A 24,730-nucleotide genomic window follows, 5' to 3' on the forward strand; every position below is an offset into this window, starting at 1 on the left:
TTCACAGTAGAGAAACATCCCGGACACTTGTCAATGGTTGTTGCTGTGCGGTTATGTTGGGCTCCGAACGACGCCGACGTGTGTGCACGTTCCCAAATGATCGACTAAACGGGAGACATCCAATGCCGGAGACCAGCCCCAGGGGCCTCACCAGGCTTGCCTTCGGTGGGGACTACAACCCCGAGCAGTGGCCGGAAAGCGTCTGGCAGGACGACGTCCGGCTGATGCGGGAGGCCGGCGTCACCATGGTGAGCGTCGGGATCTTCTCCTGGGCCCTGCTGGAGCCCGCGCCCGGGGAGTACGACTTCGGCTGGCTGGACCGCGTCATCGGCCTGCTGCACGACAACGGCATCCGCGTCGACCTGGGCACACCCACCGTGGCGCCGCCGGTCTGGTTCTACCGCGACCATCCCGACGCGCTGCCCATGACCCCCGAGGGCGTCCGCCACGAGTTCGGTTCCCGCGGCGCGATATGCCACAGCAACGCGGACTACCGCGCGGCCGCGGCGAACATCACCACGCGCCTCGCCGAGCGCTACGGCGACCACCCGGCGCTGGCGATGTGGCACGTGCACAACGAGTACGGCGTCCCCGTCTCCGCCTGCTACTGCGATTCCTGCGCCGCCCACTTCCGCCGCTGGCTGGAGATGACGTACGGCACCGTCGACGCGGTCAACGACGCCTGGGGCACCGCCTTCTGGGGCCAGCGCTACGCGAGCTTCGAGGACGTCAACCCGCCGCGCGCCACGCCGACCGTCGGCAACCCGGGGCAGGCCCTGGACTACAAGCGGTTCGCCGACGCCACCATGCGCGAGAACTTCCGCGCGGAGCGCGACATCCTGCACCGCCTCGCGCCCGGCGTCCCCGTGACGACCAACTTCATGACCGCCCTCAGCCAGTGCGACTCGGTCGACTACTGGGCCTGGGGCCGTGAGGTCGACCTCGTCACCAACGACCACTACCTGATCACCGACGGCCGCCGTACCCACGTCAACCTCGCGATGGCCGCCGACCTCACCCGCTCCGTCGCCGGCGGCGCCCCGTGGATCCTGCTGGAGCACTCCACCTCGGGCGTCAACTGGCAGCCCCGCAACCCCGCCAAGGCGCCCGGCCAGATGGCCCGCAACTCCCTCGGACACGTGGCCCGCGGCTCCGAGGGCGCCATGTTCTTCCAGTGGCGGCAGTCCCGGCGCGGCGCCGAGAAGTTCCACTCGGCGATGGTCCCGCACGGCGGCACGGACACCCGCGTGTGGCGCGAGGTCGTCGAACTCGGCGCCTCCCTCGACTCGCTCGGCGCGATCCGCGGCACCCGCACCGAGGCAGACGTGGCCGTCCTGTGGGACTGGCACTCCTGGTGGGCGCAGAACCTCGCCTGGCGGCCCAGCGAGGACGCCGACCCGCGTGAGCGCGCCGACGCCTTCTACGAGGCCCTCTACGACCGCCACCTCACCGTCGACTTCGCCCACCCCGAGGCCGACCTGTCCGCGTACCCGCTGGTCGTGGTGCCCGCCCTGTACCTGATGACGGAGGCGGCCGGGAACAACCTCAGGAGTTACGTCGAGAACGGCGGCACCCTCGTCGTGTCGTACTTCTCCGGCATCGTCGACGAGCACGACGCCGTCCACGAGGGTGCCTACCCCGGCGCGCTCCGCGACGTACTGGGCCTGACCGTCGAGGAGTTCTCGCCGCTGCTCCAGGGCGAGAGCGTGCGCGTCACCGGCCCGGACGGCTCCGAGCTCGCCGGCGACGTGTGGACGGAGTTCGTGGTGCCGCGCGGCGCCGAGACCGTCTGGACCTACGCCGACGGCCTCACCGAGGGTCACCCCGCCGTCACCCGGCACCGGCTCGGCGAGGGCACCGCCTGGTACGTCTCGACCCGCCTGGGCCACGAGGGTCTGGACGCGCTGCTGGGCCGGGCCGCCGAGGACGCGGCGATCGCCCCGCGCGCCGAACTGCCCCACGACGTCGAGGTCGTGCGCCGCACCGGCGGGACGGGCAGCTACCTCTTCGCGATCAACCACACCGCCACCGACGCCAAGGTGCCGCTGGAGACGCCCGGCACCGAACTGCTGACGGGCGAACGTGCCGCCGGCCGCCTCGCGGTCCCGGCGGGAGCCGTACGGGTCGTGCGACTCGACGGCTGAGCCGACTCCCCCTTCGCCCGTGGAGCCGCGAGCCGCGGGCGGAGGGGGTCCCTCGCCTCACGAGGGAACCCCACCCCCATCACGTCGAAGGGACGACGGACGACGATGTTCCATCCCAGACGCACTCTCAGGGCCCTGCTGCTGCCGCTCGCCGCCGGGCTCGCCCTCACGGCCCTGCCCGCGCAGACCGCGCGGGCGGCCACCACGCTCACCAACGGCGGCTTCGAGACCGGCGCAGCCGGCACCGCGACCCCGGCCGGCTGGTCGACCTACTCGGCCGGCGGACAGAACTCCGCCTCCTTCACGGAGTCCGGTGGCCACGGCGGCAGTTACCGCCTCTCGCACTACTCGGCCGCCGCCTACAAGGTCGAGACGTACCAGTACCTGTCCGGGCTCACCAACGGCACCTACAAGCTCACCGCCTGGGTGCGCTCCGGAGGCGGCCAGAACTCCGCGTACCTCGCGTTGAAGAACTGCGGCAGCGCCGAGCAGCGCACCGACATCCCGGTCTCCTCCAGCGGCTGGATCCGCATCGTCACCTCCGTCGTGGTGACGAACAACCAGTGCACCATCAGCATCAACTCCGACGCCAACGCCGGGAACTGGATCAACGTCGACGACCTGACCTTTGCGGCGGGCTCCACGGGCCTGTCCGTCAAGGGCTCGGACGTGTCGTCGCTCATCAAGAGCGAAGCCCTCGGCGGCGTCTACAAGAACAGCTCCGGCACCACCCAGGACGCGCTCGCCGTCCTCAAGAACGCCGGACAGAACTACGCGCGCGTGAAGGTCTGGGTGAACCCCGCCGACGGCTACAACAACAAGGCGCGGGTCCTGGCGGCGGCCAAGCGCGTCAAGGCGCAGGGCATGAAGCTCCTGGTGGACTTCCACTACTCGGACATCTGGGCCGACCCGGGCGCACAGACCGTGCCCTCCGCATGGGCCGGACACTCCTACAGCCAGTTGAAGACGGACGTCTACAACCACACCTACGACGTCCTCAACGCCCTCAAGGCCCAGGGCACCACCGCGGACATGGTGCAGGTCGGCAACGAGATCAACGGCGGCATGCTGTGGTCCGCCGGCTCGACCGACAACTGGTCGCAGCTGGCCGGACTCCTCAACTCCGGCTACGCCGCGGTCAAGGCGGTCAACTCCGGTACGAGCGTGGCCCTGCACCTCGCCAAGGGCGGAGACCTGGCCGGCACCCGCTGGTGGTTCGACAGCGCCGTCTCCAACGGTGTGAAGTTCGACGTCATCGGCCTGTCCTACTACGGGTACTGGCACGGCAGCCTCGCCGACTTCCAGACCACCCTCGACGACGCGGCCTCCCGCTACTCCAAGCCGGTCTACGTCGCCGAGACGGCGTATCCCTTCCGGCTGGACAGTGAGGACTCGCACGAGAACATCATCGACCTCCCGAGCGAGCTGGTGTCCGGCTATCCGGCCTCCGTCACCGGGCAGACCCGGTGGATGAAGGACGTGGCGAGCATCGTGGAGGCCGTCCCGAACGGCCGCGGGCTCGGCGTCTTCTACTGGGAGTCCACCTGGACCGCCGTCACCGGCAACGGCTGGGACCCGACCGACGCCGCGTCCGGCAACGGCTGGGAGAACCAGGCCCTGTTCGGCTACGACGACAGGGCGCTGTCCTCCATGTCGTGGTTCGGCCACCGCTGATCCACCGGCTCCCGAAGCTGGGGCCCGGCCGCATCTCGCGGCCGGGCCCCTGTCCGCTTCCGGCCGCGCGTCCGAACAGTCCTGTGCGGCAAGGGCGTTGGATCCTGGCCAAGGCTCGCGGAGTTCGGGACACGGCGGCCTGGACTGCGGAAGAGTGGGGAGACGCGATACGAGGGAGCCCCGACCGACGGGACAGAGGGGACGACGATGCTGACGACTCCCGTGAGTGAGAGGCGACTGGACATCCTGGAGTGGCTGAAGGAGCCGGGCCGGCACTTTCCGCCGCAGCGGCGCGGCGACCTCGTCGAGGACGGCGTCACGGTGGACCTCGTCGCGGAGAAACTCGGCGTGTGCCGCCGGGTGGCGAACACCCACCTCACCCTCCTCGCCGGCATCGGCCTGCTGCGCGCCAAGCGGATCGGGCGCCGCACCTACTACCGGCGCGACGAGATGCGCATCGCCGAAGTGGCGCGGATGTTCGAGAAGGGGTGGTAGGCGCCTTCGGCGAGGGACGGTAGGGGACGGAGAGACCGGCCCGCGGAAAGCCCCGGCAAAGGACCACGGGCACGACCTGCCGACCCCGTGCCCGCCTGCGAGGATGGCCGCCTCCTCCAGGAAGGGCGGGCCCCTATGGACCGTCGGACGCCTCTGGTCCCCCTCAGGTACATCACACTCCCCGGGCACGGCCCCGAGGACGTCGTCGCCGACCCCAGAGGGCGGGTACTGACCGGGGTGTCGGACGGGCGGATCCTGCGTGTCGACGGTCTGGACGACCCGCCCGCGGTTCGCGTCGAGCACGTCGCCGAGATCGGCGGCCGGCCACTCGGCCTCGAACTCCTCCCGGACGGCGACCTGTTGGTGTGCTGCGCCGACGGCGCGCTGCTGCGCGTGGATCCCGACGGCGGCACCGGAAACGTCTGCGTCCTGACCGAGTCGGTGGCGGGGGAGCGGCTGCGCTTCTGCAGCAACGTCGTGGCCCTGCCCGACGGCACCGTCTACTTCACCGTCTCCAGCCAGGTCCATCCCCTGGCGGACTGGATGGGCGACCTCGTCGAACACACCGGCTCAGGACGCCTGCTGCGCCTGGACCCCGGTGCCCGCGAGGCCGAAGTCGTCCTGGAGGGACTCCAGTTCGCCAACGGCCTGGCGCGCGGCGCCGACGACTCCTTCCTGATCGTCGCCGAGACCGGCGCCCGCCGCCTGACCCGCTTCCGGCTCACCGGCCCCCGGGCCGGACACGCCGAGCCCCTCGTCGAGCACCTCCCGGGTTTCCCGGACAACATGTGGCGCGGCGCGCCCGACGGCCCGGTCTGGGTGGCACTGGCCGGCCCGCGCGTCCCCCCGCTCGACCTCCTGCACCGGGCCGGCCCCGCCGTGCGCCGCCGCGCCGCCCGCCTCGCCAGGAACGCGCCGTTCCGCCCGTCGGGCACCGCGGGGGTCCTCGCGGTCGACGACGACGGCCGGATCGTCCACCACCTCACCCACCGCCGCTCGGGGTTCCGCATGGTCACCAGCGTCTGCGAGACCGGCGGCCGGCTGGTCCTGGGCAGCCTCTGGGAGCGGGGCATCGCGGTCTGTGAGGCACCCCTGACCAAGTGAGACGGCGTTACGCTGGTGCCCGGTCGTGATCACTCCGGCGAGGTGGGCGATCCCGGCCCGGGCAGGAGACCTACGCCATGACAGCTCCGGAGGCCGAGGGCCTGCGCGCCGGCGTCGCACGCGGGACCATCGGGACGGGGCAGCTCCCGGTGGTCGCCGTCGTTGCCGTCGGCGGCGCCGTCGGTGCCGCCGCCCGTTACGCGGCCTCGCTGCGGTGGCCCACGCAGGCCGGCGGATTCCCCTGGACGACGTTCTGGGTGAACGTCGCCGGCTGCGCGGTGATCGGTGTCTTCCTGGTGCTGATCACCGAGGCGGTGACCGTCCACCGGCTGGTACGGCCCTTCTTCGGCACCGGTGTGCTGGGCGGTTTCACCACCTTCTCGACGTACGCCGTCGACATCCGGCAGCTGTTCGGCGCGGGCCGTCCCGGCGCGGCCCTGGCCTATCTCGCCGCGACCCTGTTCGCGGCGCTTCTCGCGGTGTGGCTGGCGGCCACGGCGACCCGCCGCGTTCTCCTGTGGAGGCAGCGATGACAAGGCTGACCGGCAGCGCCCTGCGGCTGACCGTCTTCGTCGGCGAGAACGACACCTGGCACCGCAAGCCCCTCTACACGGAGATCGTGCACCGCGCCCACGCGGCCGGTCTGGCGGGCGCCAGCGTCTTCCGCGGCATCGAGGGCTTCGGCGCGTCCTCGCTGATCCACACCTCCCGGCTGCTCTCCCTCAGCGAGGACCTTCCGGTCGCGATCGTCGTCGTGGACACCGAGGAGCGGGTGCGGGCCTTCCTGCCCGAGCTCGACGAACTGGTCGACGAGGGCATGGTGATCCTCGACCCCTGCGAGGTCATCCGGTACGTCGGCCGCGGCGCAGACCGGCCCGCGAACCGTGCCGGGAGACAGGCGGCCGAGAACCAGGGCGATTCGGACATGAAGGGTAAGAAGTAGTTGTGAACTGGCTGGTGGTCGTCGTCGGCGGCATGATCGGCGCCCCGCTCCGCTACCTGACCGACCGCGCGGTGCAGTCCCGGCACGACTCGCTCTTCCCCTGGGGCACCTTCGTCGTCAACATCACCGGCTGTCTGATCCTCGGCGCCCTGACCGGCGCCGCCGCCGTCGGCCCCGACCTGCGCTTGTTCCTGGGGACCGGCCTCTGCGGAGCACTGACCACGTACTCGACGTTCTCGTACGAGACGCTGCGGCTGACCGAGACCGGCGCGGGCCTGTACGCCGCCGCCAACGCCGTGGCGAGCGTGGTGGCGGGTCTCGGGGCCGCGTCCGCCGGGGTGGCAGTGGGCCAGTCGGTGTGGCCTTAGCCGGTCCGGCCGGCTTCACGCCTGGTAGGACTGTGTGCGGTCCGGCCCGGTTCCGCGCCTGGTAGGACTGTGCACGACCCCTGTGCGTCCACGACGCCGTCGACACATTCGTCTCCTCAGAACTGGATTCCATGAGCGCCATCTCCGTCGGCCAAGCCGTCGTCCTCGGAGCCGTCGAGGGAGTGACCGAGTTCCTCCCCGTCTCCTCCACCGGCCATCTGAAGATCACCGAGGGGCTGATGGGCATCCCGGTCGACGACGACGCCGTCGTCGGGTTCTCCGCCGTCATCCAGGTCGGGGCGATCGCCGCCGTGCTCGTGTACTTCCGCAAGGACATCGTGCGGATCGTGTCGGCCTGGTTCCGGGGGCTGCGCAACCGTGAAGAGCGTCACGACCACGACTACAAGTTCGCCTGGTGGGTGATCTACGCGACCATCCCGATCGTCGTCGTCGGCCTCGCCGCCAAGCCGCTGATCGAGGGGCCGCTGGCCTCGTTGTGGGTGGTCGCGGGCTCGCTGATCGTCGGCAGCGGAGTGATGTGGGCGGCCGACCAGATGGGCCGGCACAAGCGCGGCGAGGGCGACACCTCGTTCAAGGACGCGATGCTGGTCGGAAGTTCCCAGATCCTCGCGCTGCTCTTTCCCGGCTTCTCGCGCTCCGGCGCCACCATGTCCACCGCGCTCATGCTCGACCTGGACCGGGTGGCCGCCACCCGTCTGTCGTTCTTCCTCGGGATTCCCGCCCTGACCGGCGCGGGAATCTACGAGCTGAAGGACGCCCTGGGCACGGGGGCGGGGGCGGCGCCCCTGGCGGTCGGCACGGCCGTGTCCTTCGTGGTCGCCTACGCCTCCATCGCCTGGCTGCTGAAGTTCGTCGCCAAGCACTCCTTCAACGCGTTCGTCATCTACCGGCTCGTCGTCGGCGTGGCGCTGTTCGGGCTGCTGGCCACCGGAGTCCTCGACAGCTGACGACCCCGGCGACCTGCCAGGGAACCCCCTCAGGGGGCGGGAAGTCGCCTTTCAGGCTTTCCGCCCCCTGAATTTCTTGTTTCAGGGCACGCCTTGACAGCGGCGGCCGGTCACCCGGAGTATCACTCCCGTGAACCTGTCAGACAGCCAGACAGGTGGTTCGGTGCCGCGGCGCGTCAGCGCCATGGAAGCGGTACTCACCCACCTCCGCGGCGCCATCGAGCGTGGCCAGTACGCCATCGGCGACAAGCTTCCCTCCGAGGCCGAGCTCTGCCGCACCCTCGAGGTCTCCCGGCCTGTCCTGCGGGAGGCCCTGCGGGCCCTCCAGACGATGGGCCTGACGGTGGCCAAGACCGGCAAGGGCACCTTCGTGATCGCGAACACCGTCGAGGACCCCACCTTCGGCGACTACGCGGCCAGCGACCTGCTCGAGGTGCGCCGGCACGTCGAGGTCCCGGTCGCCGGGTACGCGGCCCTGCGCCGCACCCCGGAGAACCTGGACCACCTGGCGCATCTGCTCGACCGCATGGAGCGGGAGACGGACACCACCGCGTGGGTCGCGATGGACACCCTCTTCCACCTGGCCGTCGCCGAGGCCGCCCAGAACCCGGTGTTCCGCCGGGTCATCGAGGAGATCCGGGACGCACTGGCGCGTCAGTCGGCCTTCCTCAACGAGCTGGGCGGACGGCGCGAGCAGTCCAACCGCGAGCACCGGGCGATCGTCGAGGCGCTGATCGACGGTTCGGAGCCCGACGCGGTGGAGGCCATGAGCCACCACCTCGACCGCGTCGAGACGACCCTCACCGACATCGTGCGCGCCCCGCGCACGGACACCCCCCTGGAAGGCGGACCCGCGGCGTGAGCGACCAGCACCTCAAAGACGAGACGCGCCCCTCGACCCGTCACGTGGACGCCGGAGACGAGGGCTACAGCAAGTCGCTGAAGTCCCGCCACGTCAACATGATCGCCATCGGCGGCGCCATCGGCACCGGGCTCTTCCTCGGCGCCGGCGGCCGGCTCGCCGACGCCGGACCCTCCCTCTTCATCGCCTACGCGGTCTGCGGAATCTTCGCCTTCCTCGTGGTGCGCGCCCTCGGCGAACTGGTCCTGTACCGCCCGTCCTCCGGCGCCTTCGTGTCCTACGCCCGCGAGTTCATGGGCGAGAAGGGCGCGTACACGGCCGGCTGGATGTACTTCCTGAACTGGGCCACCACCGGCATCGCCGACATCACCGCGGTGGCCACCTACACCCACTACTGGGGGATGTTCTCCGACATACCCCAGTGGGTGATCGCGCTCATCGCCCTGGCCGTGGTCCTCACCGTGAACCTGATCTCGGTGAAGATCTTCGGCGAACTGGAGTTCTGGTTCGCCATCGTCAAGGTCAGCGCGCTGGTGATCTTCATGTGCATCGGCATCTTCCTGCTGGTCACCCAGCACCCGGTGGACGGCGCCACCCCCGGCCCGTCCCTCATCACCGACAACGGCGGCATCTTCCCCAGCGGCCTGCTGCCCATGCTGCTGATCATCCAGGGCGTCGTCTTCGCCTACGCCTCCGTCGAACTGGTCGGCGTCGCCGCCGGTGAGACCGAGAACCCCGAGAAGATCATGCCGAAGGCGATCAACTCGATCATGTGGCGCGTGGGTCTGTTCTACGTCGGCTCGGTGGTCCTGCTGTCGATGCTGCTGCCGTGGAACAGGTACACGTCCGGCGAGAGCCCCTTCGTGACCGTGCTCTCCAACATCGGCATCCCGGCGGCGGGCGGGGTGATGAACCTCGTCGTCCTCACCGCGGCCATGTCCTCGCTCAACTCCGGCCTGTACTCCACCGGCCGCATCCTGCGCTCCATGGCGATGTCCGGCTCCGCCCCGAAGTTCACCTCGGTCATGAGCCGCAGCCAGGTCCCGTACGGCGGGATCCTGCTCACCAGCGGTATCTGTGTCCTGGGTGTCGGCCTGAACTTCGTGGTCCCGGCGGACGCCTTCGAGATCGTCCTGAACTTCGCGGCGATCGGCATCCTCTCCACCTGGGGCATGATCATGGTCTGCCACCTCCTCTTCTGGCAGAAGACCCAGAAGGGCGAGCTGACCCGCCCGGACTACCGGCTGCCGGGCTCTCCCTGGACCGAACTGGTGACGCTGTTCTTCCTCGTGTCGGTCCTGGTCCTCATGTACGCCGACGGCGGCGCGGGCCGCACCACCGTGCTGTGCCTGCCGCTGATCGTCGCGGCGCTGGTCGCCGGGTGGTACGCCATCCGCCGTAACCTCGCCCGCACCTCGTCCAAGGCCGACGCGTGACCCCGTCGCCGGCCGCCGGCCACCCACCACCGATACAGGCAGTGATGTTCAGCAGTTCCCTCGCCGACGCCCCCGCGATCCGCGAACCCCTCCACGCACCCGTCGCCCACCTCGTCCGCGGCGGGGTGACCGAGGGCATCCACTACGGCTCCGTCGTCGTCCTCGGCGCGGGCGGCGGGATGGAGCTCCAGCTCGGTGACGTCGAGGCCGCGTTCTACCCCCGCTCGGCGCTGAAGCCCGTCCAGGCAGTCGCCATGGTCCGGGCCGGGCTGCCGCTCGACGGCGAGCTGCTCTCGCTCGCCGCCGCCAGCCACTCGGGCGAGGAACGCCACCTCGCCGGGGCCCGGCGGATCCTCGAGCTGGCGGGCGTCACGGAGGACGACCTGCGCAACGTCACGGACCTGCCGTACGACCCGGTGGTCCGCGACGGTTGGATACGTGAGGGCCGCGCGCCCTCCCGTCTGGCCCAGAACTGCTCCGGCAAGCACGCGGCCATGCTCTACACCTGCAAGCTCAACGGCTGGTCACTCGACGGCTACCTCGATCCGGCGCACCCGCTCCAGCAGGCGATCGCCGAGATCGTAGAGGACCTCACCGGGCAGCGGATCGCGCGGGTCACCGTCGACGGGTGCGGCGCCCCCTTGTTCTCCGTCTCGCTGCACGGCCTCGCCCGGGCCGCCGCCCGCGTCACCACCTGCGCCCCCGGCACCCCCGAGGCGCGGGTGGCCGACGCGATGCGCGAGCACGCCGAGATGGCCTCCGGCTCCGGCCGGGACGTGGCCGCCCTGATGCGGGCCGTCCCCGGCCTGCTCGCCAAGGACGGCTTCGAGGGCGTCGAGGTCGCCGCGCTCCCGGACGGCCGGGCCGTCGCCGTCAAGATCTCCGACGGCGCGAACCGCGCCCGGATCCCGGTCACCGCCGCAGCCCTCGTCCGGGCCGGCGTCGACCCCGCACTCCTCGTCGAGTTCGCGGGCGAACCGCTCCTCGGCGGCGGCGAACCGGTCGGCTGCGTCCGCCCGGCTCGCGCGCTGGACCCGGTCCCGGTACGGGCCTGCGCCTGACGACTCCGGCCGCCGCCGGTGCCGTACCGCTCGGGCGGCCGTCCTGCCGTACGAGCCGGTCGGCGGTGGCCCGCCGACCGTGGTGAGACGCGGCCGCCGTGCCCGGCATCGGACGTGGCCCGCCGGGCGAGGCGCCTGCCCCCGGGTGCGGGGGCGGGCCCGGGTCCTCGGCCGACCGTGCACGCGCTCGTCCGACGGGCGGGGCGCCGTGCCGCCGGCCGTACCACCCCGTCCGGCGGCCGGTCGCGAACCGTGAACCGTGCTACGAACCGCGCACCGGTCAGGACACGGCACGGCACGGTTCGCGTGACACCGGCGCCCCGCCGGACAGCCTCCACCCGGCCGAGCCCTCGCGGCCGGCCCCAGGAACCGCCGCCCCGGTCACCACCGGGCCGGCGCCCGACCGGCTCGGGCGGACGCCACCCCGTACCGCCCGAGCCGGCGCCACTCCTCCCTCACCCCGCCCCTCAGAAAGAGGCCGCACCCTCATGACCGCCGCCGTCACCCGCAGCGAACACGACCTGCTCGGGGACCGGGACGTTCCCGCCGACGCGTACTGGGGTGTCCACACCCTGCGCGCGACCGAGAACTTCCCCATCACCGGGACGCCGATCTCCGCCTACCCGCACCTCATCGACGCCCTCGCCGCCGTCAAGGAGGCCGCCGCCCTCGCCAACGAGGAGCTCGGCCTGCTGGCGCCCGCGAAGGCGGCCGCGATCGTCGCCGCCTGCCGTGAGATCCGGGCGGGCAAGCTGCACGACCAGTTCGTCGTCGACGTCGTGCAGGGCGGCGCGGGCACCTCGACCAACATGAACGCCAACGAGGTGATCGCCAACCGGGCGCTGGAACTGCTCGGGCACGAGAAGGGGCAGTACCGGCACCTGCACCCCAACGAGGACGTCAACCTCGGACAGTCGACCAACGACGTCTATCCGACCGCCGTCAAGATAGCGACGGTCTTCGCGGTACGTGGACTGCTCCAGGCGATGTCCGTACTGCAGGACGCCTTCGCCCGTAAGGCCGTCGAGTTCCGCGATGTGCTCAAGATGGGCCGTACACAGTTGCAGGACGCGGTCCCGATGACGCTCGGTCAAGAGTTCTCGGCCTATGCAGTCATGATCGACGAGGACCGCAACCGTCTTGACGAGGCCGTCCGGTTGATCCATGAGATCAACCTGGGGGCCACGGCCATCGGCACCGGCCTCAACGCGCCCGCCGGATACGCGGAGTCGGCCCGCCGCCACCTCGCCGAGATCACCGGGCTGCCGCTCGTCACCGCGGCCAACCTGGTCGAGGCCACGCAGGACTGCGGCGCGTTCGTCCAGATGTCCGGCGTGCTGAAGCGGGTCGCCGTGAAGCTCTCCAAGAGCTGCAACGACCTGCGGCTGCTGTCGTCGGGGCCGCGCGCGGGCCTGGGCGAGATCAACCTGCCGCCGGTGCAGGCCGGTTCGTCCATCATGCCGGGCAAGGTCAACCCGGTGATCCCCGAGGTCGTCAACCAGGTCGCCTTCGAGGTGATCGGCAACGACGTCACCATCACGATGGCCGCCGAGGCCGGACAGCTCCAGCTCAACGCCTTCGAGCCGATCATCCTGCACTCCCTGTCGGAGTCCATCACCCACCTGCGCGCCGCCTGCCTCACCCTCGCCGAGCGCTGCGTGGACGGCATCACCGCCAACACCGAGGCGCTGCGCGCGAGCGTCGAGAACTCCATCGGCCTGGTCACCGCCCTCAACCCGCACATCGGCTACACGGCCGCCACCGACATCGCCAGGGAAGCCCTCCTCACCGGCCGAGGCGTCGCCGAACTCGTCCTGGAAAAGGGCCTGCTGCCCGCCGACCGGCTCGCCGACCTGCTGCGCCCCGAGGTCCTGGCGGGCAGCGGCTCACCCCTGGCGTGAACCGCGCCCGACCACCTCGGACCATCTCTGAACAGACCTGACCATCCCCTGATCTGCGGTGAACGCTCCAGGGCCGGTACGGAGGCACAATAGTGATCATGGCAACGACGTCGTCCCGCGCCTTCCAACCGGTCCTGGAACGCATCGCCGAGGAGATGGAGCGCACCCCCGGCCGGGGTCGCCCCGCCGACTACATCCCGGCGCTCGCGGCCTGCGACCCGCGCAGCTTCGGCATGGCCGTCGCGGAACTGGACGGCACGGTGTACGGCGTGGGGGACTGGCGGGAGCCGTTCTCCACGCAGTCCCTCACCAAGGTCTTCACCCTCGCCCTGGACCTGGCCCGTGAGGGCGCCGAACTCTGGGAGCACGTGGGCCGCGAACCCTCGGGCAACCCCTTCAACTCCCTGGTCCAACTGGAGTACGAGAACGGCATCCCGCGCAACCCCTTCATCAACGCGGGCGCGCTGGTCGTCACCGACCGCCTCCAGACCCATACGGGCGACGCGGCCGGTGAACTCCTCGGCTTCCTGCGCACGGAGAGCGGCAACCCCGCGCTCGGCTTCGACGAGGAGGTCGCCGCCTCCGAGTCCATGCACGGCGACCGCAACGCCGCCCTCGCCCATTTCATGGCGTCCTACGGCAACATCGACAACGCCGTGCCGGTCCTTCTCGACCAGTACTTCCGGCAGTGCTCCCTCACCGCCTCCTGCGCCGACCTCGCCCTGGCGACCGGCTTCCTGGCCCGCCACGGTGTCCGCGCCGACGGCACCCGGCTGCTCACCCGCAGCCAGGCCAAGCAGGTCAACGCGGTGATGCTGACCTGCGGCACCTACGACGCGGCCGGCGAGTTCGCCTACCGGGTCGGCCTGCCCGGCAAGAGCGGTGTGGGCGGCGGCATCATCGCCGTCGTGCCGGGCCGCTGCACCCTCTGCGTGTGGAGCCCGGGCCTGGACGAACGAGGCAACTCGGTGGCGGGGGTGGCCGCCCTGGACCGCTTCACGACCCTGACCGGCCTGTCGGTGTTCTGAGCCGACAGGCCGGTCAGGGTCGGTCCAGGAACCCGGTGAGCGGCGAAAACAGCGGACTCGGGGTCCTGCGGCCCAGGCCGTCGCTCACGCGGCGGTCATGCGCGGGCCGCCGCCCCGAAGGCAGCACGTCGCCCCGTGGCCACCCGGGGTGGACACGTCCTCATCGCCGCGGCGGCGCCCGACACCCTGATCCGACACCGGACGGCGGCCGTGGCGGGCGTCCTCGCTCTGGCCGTCCTGCCGGCGGGGGCCCGCCGACGCGGGCTGTGGGTCGACGACGCGTCCGGCGTCGACGGCTTCCTCGGCAGCAACACCTACACCTGGATCACGCTCGGTCTGCTGGTGTGGCTGCCCGTCGGTCACCTCCCCGAGGGGCGGCGGCCGATGATCCGCAGCACGCCCGCCACAGCGGCCCCGCCCAGCGCGGCGGCGCCCGCGATCAGCGCTCCCTCCTGCCACCCGAAAGCGTCGTCGGCGTCCACGGCGACTGCGGCGACCGGGGTCGCCGTCACCGGGGTCGCGGTTACGGGGGTCGCCACAGGCGCGGGCGTGACCGGCGCGCTCGCGGCGGACGCGGACGCGGACGCGGTCGCGAGGGGCGAGGGCGTGACCGGCGAGGGCGTGACGGGTGCCGGCACGGTCGCGGCGGGTGCCGGCTCGGAGTCCGACTCCGGGCCCGGTCGGGGACCCGGCCACGGCCGCGGGCGGGCCCGCAGCGCGTCGAGCGAGCCCACCGGATCCACCCGTCCGGCGGCCGCGAACCCCCAGTCCAGCAGGTCGCGCGCCTCCTCGTAGACGGCGAACCCGCCGCCTGCCTGCGGGTTCATCACTGTCACGAGGAGGGTCCGTCCGCCCTGGCGGGCGGCGGCGACCAGGGTGTTGCCGGCGTTGCTGGTGTAGCCGTTCTTGATCCCGATCAGCCCCGGATACGGCTCGACGCCGTCCGCCCCGGTCAGCAGCCGGTTGGTGTTGGCGATCCCGTACGACCCGTCGCCGTCGCCGTCGCCGTCGCCGTCCCCGTCCGCCGGGAAACGTGCCTCCGCGGTGGCGCAGTACCGCGCGAAGTCCGGGTTGCGCAGTCCCGCGCGCCCGAACACCGCCAGGTCGTAGGCCGACGACACCTGGCCGGGAGTGTCGTATCCGTCGGGCGACAGCACATGGGTGTCCAGGGCGCCCAGGGAACGGGCCTTGGCCTGCATCATCGTGGCCGTGGTGTGCCAGCCGCCGTTGAGGGCCGCCAGCACGTGCACGGCGTCGTTGCCGGAGTTGAGGAACACGCCGCGCCACAGGTCGGCGACCCGGTAGGTGCGCCCTTCGGCCACCCCGACGAGGCTGCTGCCGGGTCCGATGCCCATCAACTCCTCCTCGCTCACCCGGTGCCGGACCTCGCCGGGCAGCACGGGCAGCACGGTGAGGGCGAACAGGGTCTTGAGCGTGCTGGCGGGCGGCAGTTCGCGGTGCGCGTGCGACGCGGCGAGCACCTCGCCGGAGTGCGCGTCGGCGACCACCCAGGACAGCGCCGAGACATCGGGGAGCTCGGGGACGCCGCGGTGGGGCCTGACCTGCGTTCCCGAGCGGTACAGCTGGGACGGCAAGGGCGCCGTCACCCTCGGCCTACCGGGTCCGCCGGGTGGCGCGGGGTCCGCGTCGGCCGTCACTCTTGGCCTACCGGGTCCGCCGGGTGCCGCAGGGTCCGCGCCGGCCGGGGCGGCGGCCGCGGCGGGGCCGAGGGCGAGAAGGCCCGCCGCACAGAACCAGCAGGCCGCCACAGCGCTCCGGGAAGAGAATCCGATCGTCATACGATCAACGTAGGAAGAAATCCGGCGTTCCCCGCGCTGCCCGTGCCGGACGGGTCCACGCGAGCACCCGGATGCCGCACGTTCCGCCCTATGCGGCAGGCAGCGTCGGCTGGATGCGGCGCAGAAAGGCCCCGTTGTCAGGGGTCTCGCGCATCCGTTCCAGAAGCGTCTCCAGGTTCGCCTGACCGTCCCGGGCCTGAAGCGCCCGGCGTAGACCGCGTACGGCGGTCAACTCGCCCGGGGAGTAGAGGAGTTCCTCGCGCCGGGTGCCGGAGCCGTTGATGTCGACGGCCGGGAAGACCCGGCGGGAGGCCGGTTCGCGGTCGAGGCGGAGCTCCATGTTGCCGGTGCTCTTCAGTTCCTCGAAGAAGAAGTCGTCGGCGCGGGAGCCCGTTTCGACCAGGGCGGTGGCGAGGATGGTGAGCGAGCCGCCCTCCTCGGCCGCACGCGCGGCGCCGAAGAACCGCTTGGGGCCGATCAGGGCGGTCGCGTCCACACCACCGCTGAGGGTGCGGCCCCCGGCGGCGGCCGCGTTGTTGTGGGCCCGGCACAGCCGGGTCAGCGAGTCGAGGAGGATCACCACGTCCTCGCCCGCCTCGACGAGCCGCTTGGCCCGCTCGATGACGAGTTCGGCCAGCGCGATGTGCTGCTTGGGAGCCCGGTCGAACGTCGAGGCGTACACCTCGCCGCGCACGGAGCGCCGCATGTCGGTGACCTCCTCGGGCCGCTCGTCGAGCAGGACGACCATCAGCCGTGCTCCGGGGTGGTTGCCGGCGACGGCGGCGGCGATCTGCTGGAGCAGTACGGTCTTGCCGGTCTTCGGCGGGGCGACGATCAGTCCGCGCTGGCCCTTGCCGAGCGGCGCGACGAGGTCCACGACCCGTCCGGCGAGACCGGCCGCCGGGTGTTCCAGACGGAGCCGCTCGTGCGGGTGCAGGGGTGTGAGGTCGCGGAAGTGACGGCGGGTGCGCAGTTCCTCGGGCGCACGGCCGTTGACGCGCGCGACCTCGGTCAGGGCGCGCTGGGTGCCGCGGACCCCTTCGACGAGGTCACCCTTGCGCAGGTGGTGGCGGCGGATCAGCGCGGCCGGGACCTGAAGGTCGGCGGGCGTGGACAGGCAGTCCGCGGGGCGCAGCTGCCCCTTCCCGCTCGTGTCGATGTCGAGGACACCGGCGGCGACCCGGGCAAGAGGCTGCTGTTGTACCGGGGGGTGTTCGAGAGTGGTGGTCATGGTGGTCGGTCCTTTCACGGACGCAGGGCATGAGGCATGCGGAGAAGGGGGGGAGAAGGGGGGGGCGGCCGCTGGGGGAGGGCGCACGGCGCACCTCGGGCGGCGGGAACAACACCTCGGCCACGGCAGACTCGACCGTCGGTGAGGTGGTGCGGGAAAACCGCTGCACCGGCCGGAGACGGCGGGTGGCGCGGTGAACTGAAGGGAACTGGCACCGGCGCCCAGAAGGGGCGTACACAAGTGCTACTGGCACTGTAGCACGCTGTTCGGCTCCGGTGGCGTCAACCTGCGCGTGCAGTCGGCGTCGGTCTGGCCGAAGGGCGGCCAGTCGAGGCGGAAGAGGCCGGGGGTGTGTCCCGGCATCTTCCGGGTTTCATCGCAAGTGTCCCCAGAGGGTAACGATCCGTGACGGCAAAGGACTTGACCGCCTTTTCTGCATTATCTTCACGTCATGTCCACGCCGCCTCAGCCTCCACCGCAGCCGGAGCAGCCGTCCGAGGCGCCGGCCCAGCCGAGCGCGTATCCCTATCCGAATCCGCAGTCGCCGGCCCCCGGCGGGCCGTTGGGTTTCCCGCCGGCGGCGCCCGCGACCCAGGCGGGGCAGCAGAGCGTCTATGCCCAGCCGACCCTCATTGGGCAGCCCGCTCAGCCCCAGCCGGTCAACCCGTACCTCCAGCAGGGCCCGTACCCCGTGGTCGGTCCACCGCCGGGAAGCGGTGGCGGCGGCGCGGGGAAAGCCGTCCTGTGGGCCGTCGTCGGCGCGGTGGTGGCGTCCGCCGCCTGGGCGGCCGGAGTCTTCCTGATCGGCGCCGCGGCCGATCCGGACCTGCGCGGCTACTCGGCGCCGTCGAACCTGTGCAACTCCACGGACTACTCGTCCTTCAAGGAGGAGTACCCGGACGACGACGGCACCCCGACACACAACAACCTCGAGGACGACGCCCTCGACGAGAGCCTGTGCAGCCTCAACCTCAAGAAGACCGGCTCGAGTTACGCGGACGCCTACCTCTACGTCCAGATCGACCTGCACAAGAAGACCGACCCCGGACCGGAGTTCACCGCGAGCTGGAAGAACTACGCCGACAGCCACACGGGCTATGACGTGGAGGCCGTCACCGGCATCGGTGACGAGGCCTATCTCGTCAGCGACGACACCACGTCCGGTTCGACGAGCGGCTCGCTGTACGCGACGCTCGCCGTGCGCGACGGCTGGGTGACGTACACGATGAGTTACAGCGCCTACTACTCCTCGTACGACAGCGACAAGGATCCGCCGACGCTCGAAGAGGTCACGGGCTATCTCAAGACGGACACGAGGGCGACCCTGGAGGACCTCAGGGGCTGAACCCCGGCCCCGCCCGGGCGGGAGCAGGGGCAGGGCCGCACGGCACGGCGGCCGGCACGCGGGCATCCGCCTCGGTGGCCGGCCTCCGGCGCGTCGAGGACGGCGCGACGCCCTCACCCGCACCGAGCCCGACGTCAGAAGGCGGAGGCCGGCCGGTGCTCCGCCTCCGCCTCCTTCAGGATCCGGTCGAACTGCGCCCCCATCGCCGCCGCGAGAGCCTGGGCTCCCGACAACGGGCGGACCATGACCGTGAGTTCGTCGATGAGTCCGTCCTCGTTGAGATGGATGAAGTCGCAGCCGGTCAACTCGCGCTCGCCCACCCTGGCCGTGAACACCAGCGCGTGGTCACGCCCGTCGGCCCCGCCGAGCTCCCGCTCGTACCGGAAGTCCTCGAAGACCCGCGTCACCCCGCGCAGGATCGCCGTGGTGATGGCCTTGCCCGGGTACGGCTTGAACACGACCGGGCTGGTGAACACCACGTCCTCGGCCAGCAGTGCTTCCACGGCGGCGAGATCGCCGGCCTCGACCGCCTCACGGAACGCCCGCATGGGATCACCTCATAGCGTGAGTAGTAAATTTGTTGACTAGGTGCGGATGACAATAGTCACCTGCTGTTAACGTGTCCATATGTCCCTCAAGTACGCCGTCCTGGCCGCCCTCCTGGAAGGCGAGGCCTCGGGCTACGAGCTGTCGAAGGTCTTCGACGTCTCCCTCGCGAACTTCTGGCCCGCGACTCCGCAACAGCTCTACCGCGAACTGGAGCGGCTCGCGGGGGACGGCCTGATCGAGGCACGGGTGGTGCGGCAGGAGCGTCGGCCCAACAAGCGGATGTTCACCCTCACCGAGGCCGGCCGCGCGGATCTGAACACCTTCGCCGCCGCCCCGCCCCGCCGGCCCACCGCCATCCGCGACGAACTCCTCATCAAGGTCCAGGCGATGGACGGCGTGGACCTCGAGGTCGCTCACGCGCTGGTCGAGGAACGCGCGACCTGGTCCCGCGGAAAGCTCGATCGCTACCACCGCGTACGGGACCGTCTCCTCGACGGGCGCACCGAGGACGAGTACCTGACCGAGGCCGACCGGATCGGCCCCTACCTGACCCTGATGGCCGGCATCGCCTTCGAGGAGACGAACCTGCGCTGGTGCGAAAGGGCCCTGACGCTCCTGAAGCGGCGGACGGCCGTAGGCTGACGCGGATGTTCAGTCCCGAAGGACCCACCCTGCGCGAACTCGCCGTCCAGGCGCTGTCGTCCGTCGAGCACGGCTACGACCTGCTCGCGCCGAAGTTCGACCACACGCCCTTCCGCACGCCGGAGGCCGTCCTGGACGCGGTGACCTCGGCCCTCGAGGGAACCGGCCCGTACGAGGACGGCCTCGACCTGTGCTGCGGCACGGGCGCGGGAGTCGAGGTCCTCGCGACGGTGTGCCGCAAGAGCGTGACGGGCGTCGACTTCAGTGCCGGCATGCTGGCGGAGGCCCGCGGGCGGTCCCGTCCGGCCGGCCCGCGGGTGTCCTGGGTGCGGGCGGACGCCCGTGCCCTGCCGTTCACCGCCGCCTTCGACCTCGTCGTCAGCTTCGGCGCGTTCGGTCACTTCCTGCCCCGCGAGCTGCCGGGTCTGTTCGCCCAGGTGCGGACGGCGCTGCGGCCGGGCGGATGCTTCGCGTTCCCCGTGCCGGCCCCGCCCCGGCCGGCCTCCCCGGCCTTCTGGATGCTCCTCGGCTTCGACGGTGCGATGCGGGTGCGCAACGCCTTGTGGCGGCCGCCGTTCGTGATGTACTACCGCGCCTTCCGGCTCGGCGAGGTGCGGCGCGAGCTGGAGCGCGCCGGGTTCCGCGTGGACCTCCGCGCCCTGCCCGAGTTCGGGACGAGGAGCGACGGAAGTCCACGCGTCCGTATGGTCGAGGCGCGCCGGGCCGATCACCGCGACGGTCCGGACGGGATCACCCGGCCGCCGGGAGCGTGAACGCGTAGACCAGCGCCTCCCGCCGGGTGTCCACCACCAGGTCGGTGATCTCCAGCGGACGCGCGTACTGGTCGTGCACGCGCCGGGTGACCAGCATCGACGGAGCGTCGTCGAGATGGGTGATGCAGTCCCGGTGGTGCAGGGTCAGGCCCGCCCGGCGCATCCAGTCGTAGGCCCGCCGCAGTTCCGGGGAGGCGCTGGTGTCGGCGCGGTCGCGGTAGCGGGCCAGTTCCTCGACCTCGGCCAGCGCCACGGCGGAGAAGGACGTGACGGCCGTGCGCAGACCGCGTCCGTCGGTTCGGGCGGACTCGTAGCGGTGCACCAGCGTCGGCCGGTGCGGGGCGAGTCCGAGCGCCTCGGCGTGCTCGGGCGGTGGTGTCTCCCAGCTGACGGCGGCGCGGGCAACCGCCGACGGATCGTCCGCGGCCCGCGCCCCCACGGGGAAGGCGAGGAAGGACGGGGTGCCGAGCGGCCCGCCCGGCAGGGCGGCATGGCTGCCCCGCCGGTCGGTCTCGACCAGACCGTCCCGCCGCAGGACCTCCAGGGCCTGCCGTACGGTCTCCCGGCTGACGCCGAAGTGCCCGGCCAACTGCCGCTCGCCCGGGAGGCGTTCGCCGGGCGCGATGGTGCCGTCGCGCAGCTCGCCGAGCAACTCCTTGGCGATCCGCCAGTACAGGGGCCGGTCGTCGGAGCGGGGGTGGACATGAGGGGTGGTGGGGGTGGTGCTGCGGGCCATGCCGCGCGCCTCCTGTGGGTGACGTGCCGTGTTCGTGCGGACTCGGTGTGCCACCAGATCTAGCATTGGTCTAAACCACAGGGAAGGGCGGGGCGTCCGATCGGCCGAAACCGGACCGCCCCGAAATCTCACCCCACCACTGCCGCGGCTCCGTTCACAGGGCGCTGTACAGGGCGTCGACCAACGCCGTCTTGCGCGGGTCGTCGGCGATGTGCGGCCCCATGCGGTTCATCACGTACCCCAGCGACACCCCCGCCTCCGGGTCGGCGAGCCCGCAGGAGCCGCCGAAGCCGTCGTGTCCGAAAGCGCGCGGGTTGGGTCCGTACGATCCGTTCGGCCCGCTGAGCCACAGCCCGAGCCCGACCTCCGTCTCGTGCGCGAACCCGGCCCCCAGCACCAGGTCCCGGCAGGCGCCCTGCCCCTCGCGCACCCGCTCGGCCGCCTCGGGGGAGAGGATGCGGTGGCCGTCGTACACACCTCGTCCGGCGAAGATCCCGTAGAGCGCGGCCACCGCCCGCGCGGTGCCGTGGCCGTTCGCGGCCGGGATCTCCGCGGCCCGCCACCGCGGCGAGTTGGCCTCGGTCGCGCCCGCCGACGGGTTGGTCAGGGCGGCGATGGCCGCGGGTGTCAACTGGCTGAAGATCGCGGCCTGTTCGCTGGACGAGGCGGCCGGCGGATGCACCAGTTCGGCCGCCCGCCCGGCCTCCTTCTCCGGCAGTCCGATCGTGAAGTCGACGCCCAGTGGCCCGGTCACCTCCCGCTCCAGGTAGGCGCCCGGCAGCAGCCCCGACACCCGGCGCACCAGCTCGCCGACCAGGAAGCCGTACGTCAGGGCGTGATAGCCGGACCGGGTGCCCGGCTCCCACCAGGGCTCGGTGGCGGCCAGACGCGCGGTGGTGAGCTCCCAGTCGTAGAGCTGCTCCAGCGAGTGCGGCTCGCGCAGCCCGGCCAGTCCCGCGCGGTGGGACAGCAGATGCCGGACCAGGACGCGCTCCTTCCCCGCCGCGCCGAACTCCGGCCAGTACGCGGTCACCGGGGCGTCGAGGTCGAGCAGCCCCCGGTCGGCGAGGATGTGCGCGCAGAGCGCCGTCGGACCCTTCAACGTGGACCACACGTTGACCAGCGTGTCCCGCTCCCACGCGCGTGTGCGCGCCACGTCGGCCCAGCCGCCCCACAGGTCGGCCACCGGCACGCCGTCGACCGTGACGCTCACCGCGGCGCCCAGTTCGTCCCGGTCCCGGAAGTTCTCCTCGAAGGCCGCGCGCACCGCCGCGAACCGTGGGTCGCAGTGGCCGTGGATCTGTGGCACGTGCTCGGACATGGGGCCTCCGTGGTCCGCCGGAACCCCGGACCGCGACGGTGCGGCCCGGACGCCCCCTGAACGTACCGACTGGTCGGACCGGAGGGAAGTCCGCTCACCGCGCTCGGTCGGCCGGACCGGGCCCCGGGTCAGGCCGGCAACCGCCTGCCGGTCGGTCGGCGGGGCAGGTCGCGGGTCACCCCAGGAACCGCCTGCCGGTCGGCTCCCGATGCCCCTCGCTCGTGTGCCAGTAGTCCCGCGACTCGACCGCCAGCCCGGCGCCGTCGAACCGGACGAAGACACAGCCGGCCAGCGTGACGGCCGCCCCGTCCTCCTCGGAGAGCACCCGGAACTCGGCCACCGCGACTCCGTCCCCGCCCACGACCGGCGGTGAGAACCGCACGTCGGTCACCCGCTCCGCCGCGAACGACCAGCGCAGGTAGGCGGCCAGTTCGGCCCGCCCCCGGTGCGGTTCGCGGAACGGCATCGACCGGTGGACGCAGGTCTCGGCGTACAGCTCCAGCAGCGCCGCCACGTCGTGCGAGGCCCAGGCCCGCTGCCACACCCGCACGAACCGCTCGGCGGCGGCACGCGTGTCCACGCGCCGGCCCTCAGACGTACGACCGCAGCCAGTGCAGTTTGGCCGCCTCCTGGTAGGGGCCGCCGCCCTCGTGGTCGTTGAAGTCGTACACCTCGATCGCCTTGTCCTCGTGAGCCCACGCGTTGAAGGCGGCGAACACGGTCGACGGTGGGCAGGTCTGGTCCTCCAGGGCCGCCGAGAACAGGGCGGGGGCCGAGCCCCGGGACGCGAAGTGCACGCCGTCGAAGTACGCCAGGGTGCCCAGGGCGTCCTGGGTGCGGCCGCGGTGGGTCTTGAGGAACAGGCCTATCTCCCGGTACGGGTGACGGTCCGTCAGCGTCGCCGCCCGCGGGAAGTCGCACAGGAACGGAACGTCCGGGGCGATGCCCGCCAGGTCCGGCACCAGGCCGCCCACCGCGATCGTGATGCCGCCGCCCTGGCTTCCGCCGAGCGCCACGGTCCGTGCCGCGTCCGTCAGAGGGTGGGAGCGGGCGGCCTCGACCGCGCGTACCGCGTCCGTGAACACCCGGCGGTAGTAGTAGTTCTCGGGGGCGTCGATCCCGCGCGTCATGAAACCCGGGTACGAGGGCGCGCCGCCCACCGGGTCCGCGGTGCCGCCGCCACCGCCCCAGGCGCTGCCCTGGCCGCGGGTGTCCATGACGAAGTGCGCGCGACCCGTGGACGCCCACAGCAGATGCTCGTGCGGCAGACCGCGGCCACCGCCGTAGCCGACGAACTCCACGACCAGGGGCAGGGGTTCAGCGGCGTCGGCCGGCAGCGTCAGCCAGCCCTTGACGGGGTGTCCGCCGAACCCGGCGAAGGTCACGTCGTACACCCGCACCGTGGTCAGGCCCGTGTCGACCGGCTCGAAGCGCGCGTCCAGGTCGTGCGCGCGGGCCTCCTGGAGGGTCTTGGACCAGAACGCGTCGAAGTCCTCGGGCTCGGTGGACTCGCTGCGATAGGCCCGGAGTTCCTCGAGGGGCAGGTCGAACAGGGGCATGGAGGACCGCCTTTTGTTAAGTGCCCATACGAATGATCACACCGTACGTGGGCGGCGGGAGGCCTCGCCAGACCCCGCCAGAACCTTCAGGCGGGCCTGCGGCGGGTCCACTGGGGCTCCGTGCGCTCCCACTCGCGCTCCCACTCGCCCAGCCGGTGCCGCATCGCCGTCCGCCGGACAGCGGCGTGTCCCAGCAGCACCACGGCGGCCGTACCGCCGGCCGCGCACGCGCCCATGGTGAGGGTGTGCTGCCACACCATCGTGTCGTTCGGCGGCGGTGCGACGCTCCGGCCCCGCGTGTCGAACCACACCTCGACCACGTCACCCGTACGCGTGCCCGCCGGAACCCGGGCGGTGGCCGTCCGCGCGTGTCCACCCGGCGGTGTCCACCGCACGGCCACGTGGAACGTCTGCTCCCGGACGCCCTCCACCGAGGGCATGGTCTCGGGCGGGTGGCCGACGACCTCGGCCCGTACCCGATGGCGTTCGGCCCGCTGCTGGACCGCGACCGCTTGGGCGTCGTCATGGGCCCACCGGCCGGCGAGCGCGCCCGCCAGGGGTACGGCGACCAGCAGCAGTACGGCGAAGACCAGCGCCGTCCACGTCTCCACCACGTCCGACCTGCGCCGCAGCGGGTTGTCCCGCAGGCGCCGGCCGTGCACCCGGTCTCGCATGTCGACCTCCTCGCCGTCACGCGTACGAGTGCCCACATGAGCGTCATACTCCGTTCGGAGTACATCGTTTCACGCATCGTTCACGTCGGCCCCTTGGGAGCCGACGGCAGGGACGGG

The 24,730-nt window shown here is 71.7% G+C and carries 24 protein-coding genes; 16 read left to right on the forward strand and 8 right to left on the reverse strand.

Annotated features, from left to right (window positions below):
• Positions 1–122 precede the first annotated feature (122 nt).
• The 13 genes from ACIPFH_RS16285 (at position 123) to ACIPFH_RS16345 (ending at position 13,984) form a co-directional block, all read left to right on the forward strand.
• Entirely contained in the window at positions 123–2,144 is a 2,022-nt protein-coding gene (locus tag ACIPFH_RS16285) for a beta-galactosidase (protein WP_401827090.1), read from the forward strand.
• Between the two features lie 105 nt (positions 2,145–2,249).
• The gene (locus ACIPFH_RS16290) at positions 2,250–3,818 is read left to right on the forward strand and encodes an arabinogalactan endo-beta-1,4-galactanase (protein ID WP_401827092.1); all 1,569 of its coding nucleotides are present in this window, start codon (positions 2,250–2,252) and stop codon (positions 3,816–3,818) included.
• A gap of 207 nt (positions 3,819–4,025) precedes the next feature.
• Positions 4,026–4,313, forward strand: a complete 288-nt coding sequence (locus ACIPFH_RS16295) for an ArsR family transcriptional regulator (RefSeq protein WP_401827093.1) — start codon at positions 4,026–4,028, stop codon at positions 4,311–4,313.
• 135 nt (positions 4,314–4,448) lie between these two features.
• Positions 4,449–5,417: an SMP-30/gluconolactonase/LRE family protein gene (locus ACIPFH_RS16300; RefSeq protein WP_401827095.1), complete on the forward strand. Its 969-nt coding sequence runs from the start codon at positions 4,449–4,451 to the stop codon at positions 5,415–5,417.
• Between the two features lie 77 nt (positions 5,418–5,494).
• Positions 5,495–5,950: a fluoride efflux transporter CrcB gene (gene crcB, locus ACIPFH_RS16305; protein ID WP_401827097.1), complete on the forward strand. Its 456-nt coding sequence runs from the start codon at positions 5,495–5,497 to the stop codon at positions 5,948–5,950.
• Positions 5,947–6,360, forward strand: a complete 414-nt coding sequence (locus tag ACIPFH_RS16310) for a DUF190 domain-containing protein (RefSeq protein ID WP_401827100.1) — start codon at positions 5,947–5,949, stop codon at positions 6,358–6,360. Before crcB (ACIPFH_RS16305) ends, ACIPFH_RS16310 begins: the two co-directional genes overlap by 4 nt.
• Positions 6,361–6,362: 2 nt before the next feature.
• A complete protein-coding gene (gene crcB, locus ACIPFH_RS16315) occupies positions 6,363–6,728 on the forward strand; it encodes a fluoride efflux transporter CrcB (protein WP_401827103.1) in 366 nt (121 codons plus the stop codon).
• A 131-nt stretch (positions 6,729–6,859) separates the two neighbouring features.
• Positions 6,860–7,696 (forward strand): undecaprenyl-diphosphate phosphatase, encoded by an 837-nt coding sequence (locus ACIPFH_RS16320; RefSeq protein ID WP_401827106.1) that lies wholly within the window; start codon positions 6,860–6,862, stop codon positions 7,694–7,696.
• Positions 7,697–7,880: 184 nt separating this feature from the next.
• Positions 7,881–8,558, forward strand: coding sequence for a FadR/GntR family transcriptional regulator (locus tag ACIPFH_RS16325; protein WP_356264274.1), 678 nt, complete (start codon positions 7,881–7,883; stop codon positions 8,556–8,558).
• Entirely contained in the window at positions 8,555–9,994 is a 1,440-nt protein-coding gene (locus ACIPFH_RS16330) for an amino acid permease (protein WP_401827107.1), read from the forward strand. Before ACIPFH_RS16325 ends, ACIPFH_RS16330 begins: the two co-directional genes overlap by 4 nt.
• A 44-nt stretch (positions 9,995–10,038) precedes the next feature.
• Positions 10,039–11,055, forward strand: a complete 1,017-nt coding sequence (locus ACIPFH_RS16335) for an asparaginase (protein ID WP_401827110.1) — start codon at positions 10,039–10,041, stop codon at positions 11,053–11,055.
• Between the two features lie 488 nt (positions 11,056–11,543).
• Positions 11,544–12,956, forward strand: a complete 1,413-nt coding sequence (gene aspA / locus ACIPFH_RS16340) for an aspartate ammonia-lyase (protein ID WP_401827112.1) — start codon at positions 11,544–11,546, stop codon at positions 12,954–12,956.
• Positions 12,957–13,054: 98 nt separating this feature from the next.
• Positions 13,055–13,984, forward strand: coding sequence for a glutaminase (locus ACIPFH_RS16345; RefSeq protein ID WP_401827114.1), 930 nt, complete (start codon positions 13,055–13,057; stop codon positions 13,982–13,984).
• 359 nt (positions 13,985–14,343) lie between these two features.
• On the opposite strand, the gene ACIPFH_RS16350 is transcribed toward ACIPFH_RS16345, so the two are convergent.
• Both ACIPFH_RS16350 and rho read right to left on the reverse strand, forming a co-directional pair.
• Positions 14,344–15,783 (reverse strand): D-alanyl-D-alanine carboxypeptidase family protein, encoded by a 1,440-nt coding sequence (locus tag ACIPFH_RS16350; protein WP_401827116.1) that lies wholly within the window; start codon positions 15,781–15,783, stop codon positions 14,344–14,346.
• Positions 15,784–15,871: 88 nt separating this feature from the next.
• Positions 15,872–17,014 carry a transcription termination factor Rho gene (gene rho, locus ACIPFH_RS16355; protein ID WP_401827118.1) on the reverse strand — a complete coding sequence of 381 codons (1,143 nt, stop codon included), beginning with the start codon at positions 17,012–17,014 and terminating at the stop codon, positions 15,872–15,874.
• A 451-nt stretch (positions 17,015–17,465) separates the two neighbouring features.
• Between rho and ACIPFH_RS16360 the strand changes: the two genes are divergently transcribed.
• Complete coding sequence (locus tag ACIPFH_RS16360; protein WP_401827121.1) at positions 17,466–18,359, forward strand: hypothetical protein; 894 nt, start codon at positions 17,466–17,468, stop codon at positions 18,357–18,359.
• Positions 18,360–18,493: 134 nt separating this feature from the next.
• Here ACIPFH_RS16360 and ACIPFH_RS16365 read toward each other — a convergent pair whose 3' ends face one another.
• On the reverse strand, positions 18,494–18,907 hold the full coding sequence (locus tag ACIPFH_RS16365; protein ID WP_401827124.1) for a nuclear transport factor 2 family protein: 414 nt from the start codon (positions 18,905–18,907) through the stop codon (positions 18,494–18,496).
• 79 nt (positions 18,908–18,986) lie between these two features.
• On the opposite strand from ACIPFH_RS16365, the gene ACIPFH_RS16370 reads away from it, so the two are divergent.
• A complete protein-coding gene (locus ACIPFH_RS16370) occupies positions 18,987–19,550 on the forward strand; it encodes a PadR family transcriptional regulator (protein ID WP_401827126.1) in 564 nt (187 codons plus the stop codon).
• 5 nt (positions 19,551–19,555) lie between these two features.
• The gene (locus ACIPFH_RS16375; protein WP_401827129.1) at positions 19,556–20,323 is read left to right on the forward strand and encodes a class I SAM-dependent methyltransferase; all 768 of its coding nucleotides are present in this window, start codon (positions 19,556–19,558) and stop codon (positions 20,321–20,323) included.
• On the opposite strand, the gene ACIPFH_RS16380 is transcribed toward ACIPFH_RS16375, so the two are convergent.
• The 5 genes from ACIPFH_RS16380 to ACIPFH_RS16400 form a co-directional block, all read right to left on the reverse strand.
• Entirely contained in the window at positions 20,301–21,059 is a 759-nt protein-coding gene (locus ACIPFH_RS16380; protein ID WP_401827132.1) for a GntR family transcriptional regulator, read from the reverse strand. The genes ACIPFH_RS16375 and ACIPFH_RS16380 overlap by 23 nt on opposite strands.
• 154 nt (positions 21,060–21,213) lie before the next feature.
• Complete coding sequence (locus ACIPFH_RS16385; protein WP_401827136.1) at positions 21,214–22,380, reverse strand: serine hydrolase domain-containing protein; 1,167 nt, start codon at positions 22,378–22,380, stop codon at positions 21,214–21,216.
• A 175-nt stretch (positions 22,381–22,555) separates the two neighbouring features.
• The gene (locus tag ACIPFH_RS16390) at positions 22,556–22,960 is read right to left on the reverse strand and encodes a nuclear transport factor 2 family protein (protein ID WP_401827138.1); all 405 of its coding nucleotides are present in this window, start codon (positions 22,958–22,960) and stop codon (positions 22,556–22,558) included.
• A 10-nt stretch (positions 22,961–22,970) separates the two neighbouring features.
• Positions 22,971–23,939, reverse strand: coding sequence for an acetylxylan esterase (locus tag ACIPFH_RS16395; protein ID WP_401827141.1), 969 nt, complete (start codon positions 23,937–23,939; stop codon positions 22,971–22,973).
• A gap of 86 nt (positions 23,940–24,025) precedes the next feature.
• Entirely contained in the window at positions 24,026–24,613 is a 588-nt protein-coding gene (locus tag ACIPFH_RS16400) for a DUF3592 domain-containing protein (RefSeq protein WP_401827143.1), read from the reverse strand.
• Positions 24,614–24,730: the final 117 nt, after the last annotated feature.

The sequence above is a fragment of the Streptomyces sp. NPDC088157 genome (assembly GCF_044741545.1).
GTDB lineage: Bacteria > Actinomycetota > Actinomycetes > Streptomycetales > Streptomycetaceae > Streptomyces.

Bases quoted from the DNA above. Each gene is read 5' to 3' on its own strand.
- ACIPFH_RS16285 (WP_401827090.1), top strand. From the start codon at position 123: ATGCCGGAGACCAGCCCCAGGGGCCTCACCAGGCTTGCCTTCGGTGGG.
- ACIPFH_RS16290 (WP_401827092.1), top strand. From the start codon at position 2,250: ATGTTCCATCCCAGACGCACTCTCAGGGCCCTGCTGCTGCCGCTCGCC.
- ACIPFH_RS16295 (WP_401827093.1), top strand. From the start codon at position 4,026: ATGCTGACGACTCCCGTGAGTGAGAGGCGACTGGACATCCTGGAGTGG.
- ACIPFH_RS16300 (WP_401827095.1), top strand. From the start codon at position 4,449: ATGGACCGTCGGACGCCTCTGGTCCCCCTCAGGTACATCACACTCCCC.
- crcB (WP_401827097.1), top strand. From the start codon at position 5,495: ATGACAGCTCCGGAGGCCGAGGGCCTGCGCGCCGGCGTCGCACGCGGG.
- ACIPFH_RS16310 (WP_401827100.1), top strand. From the start codon at position 5,947: ATGACAAGGCTGACCGGCAGCGCCCTGCGGCTGACCGTCTTCGTCGGC.
- ACIPFH_RS16320 (WP_401827106.1), top strand. From the start codon at position 6,860: ATGAGCGCCATCTCCGTCGGCCAAGCCGTCGTCCTCGGAGCCGTCGAG.
- ACIPFH_RS16325 (WP_356264274.1), top strand. From the start codon at position 7,881: ATGGAAGCGGTACTCACCCACCTCCGCGGCGCCATCGAGCGTGGCCAG.
- ACIPFH_RS16335 (WP_401827110.1), top strand. From the start codon at position 10,039: ATGTTCAGCAGTTCCCTCGCCGACGCCCCCGCGATCCGCGAACCCCTC.
- aspA (WP_401827112.1), top strand. From the start codon at position 11,544: ATGACCGCCGCCGTCACCCGCAGCGAACACGACCTGCTCGGGGACCGG.
- ACIPFH_RS16345 (WP_401827114.1), top strand. From the start codon at position 13,055: ATGGCAACGACGTCGTCCCGCGCCTTCCAACCGGTCCTGGAACGCATC.
- ACIPFH_RS16350 (WP_401827116.1), bottom strand. From the start codon at position 15,783: ATGACGATCGGATTCTCTTCCCGGAGCGCTGTGGCGGCCTGCTGGTTC.
- rho (WP_401827118.1), bottom strand. From the start codon at position 17,014: ATGACCACCACTCTCGAACACCCCCCGGTACAACAGCAGCCTCTTGCC.
- ACIPFH_RS16360 (WP_401827121.1), top strand. From the start codon at position 17,466: ATGTCCACGCCGCCTCAGCCTCCACCGCAGCCGGAGCAGCCGTCCGAG.
- ACIPFH_RS16365 (WP_401827124.1), bottom strand. From the start codon at position 18,907: ATGCGGGCGTTCCGTGAGGCGGTCGAGGCCGGCGATCTCGCCGCCGTG.
- ACIPFH_RS16370 (WP_401827126.1), top strand. From the start codon at position 18,987: ATGTCCCTCAAGTACGCCGTCCTGGCCGCCCTCCTGGAAGGCGAGGCC.
- ACIPFH_RS16375 (WP_401827129.1), top strand. From the start codon at position 19,556: ATGTTCAGTCCCGAAGGACCCACCCTGCGCGAACTCGCCGTCCAGGCG.
- ACIPFH_RS16380 (WP_401827132.1), bottom strand. From the start codon at position 21,059: ATGGCCCGCAGCACCACCCCCACCACCCCTCATGTCCACCCCCGCTCC.
- ACIPFH_RS16385 (WP_401827136.1), bottom strand. From the start codon at position 22,380: ATGTCCGAGCACGTGCCACAGATCCACGGCCACTGCGACCCACGGTTC.
- ACIPFH_RS16395 (WP_401827141.1), bottom strand. From the start codon at position 23,939: ATGCCCCTGTTCGACCTGCCCCTCGAGGAACTCCGGGCCTATCGCAGC.
- ACIPFH_RS16400 (WP_401827143.1), bottom strand. From the start codon at position 24,613: ATGCGAGACCGGGTGCACGGCCGGCGCCTGCGGGACAACCCGCTGCGG.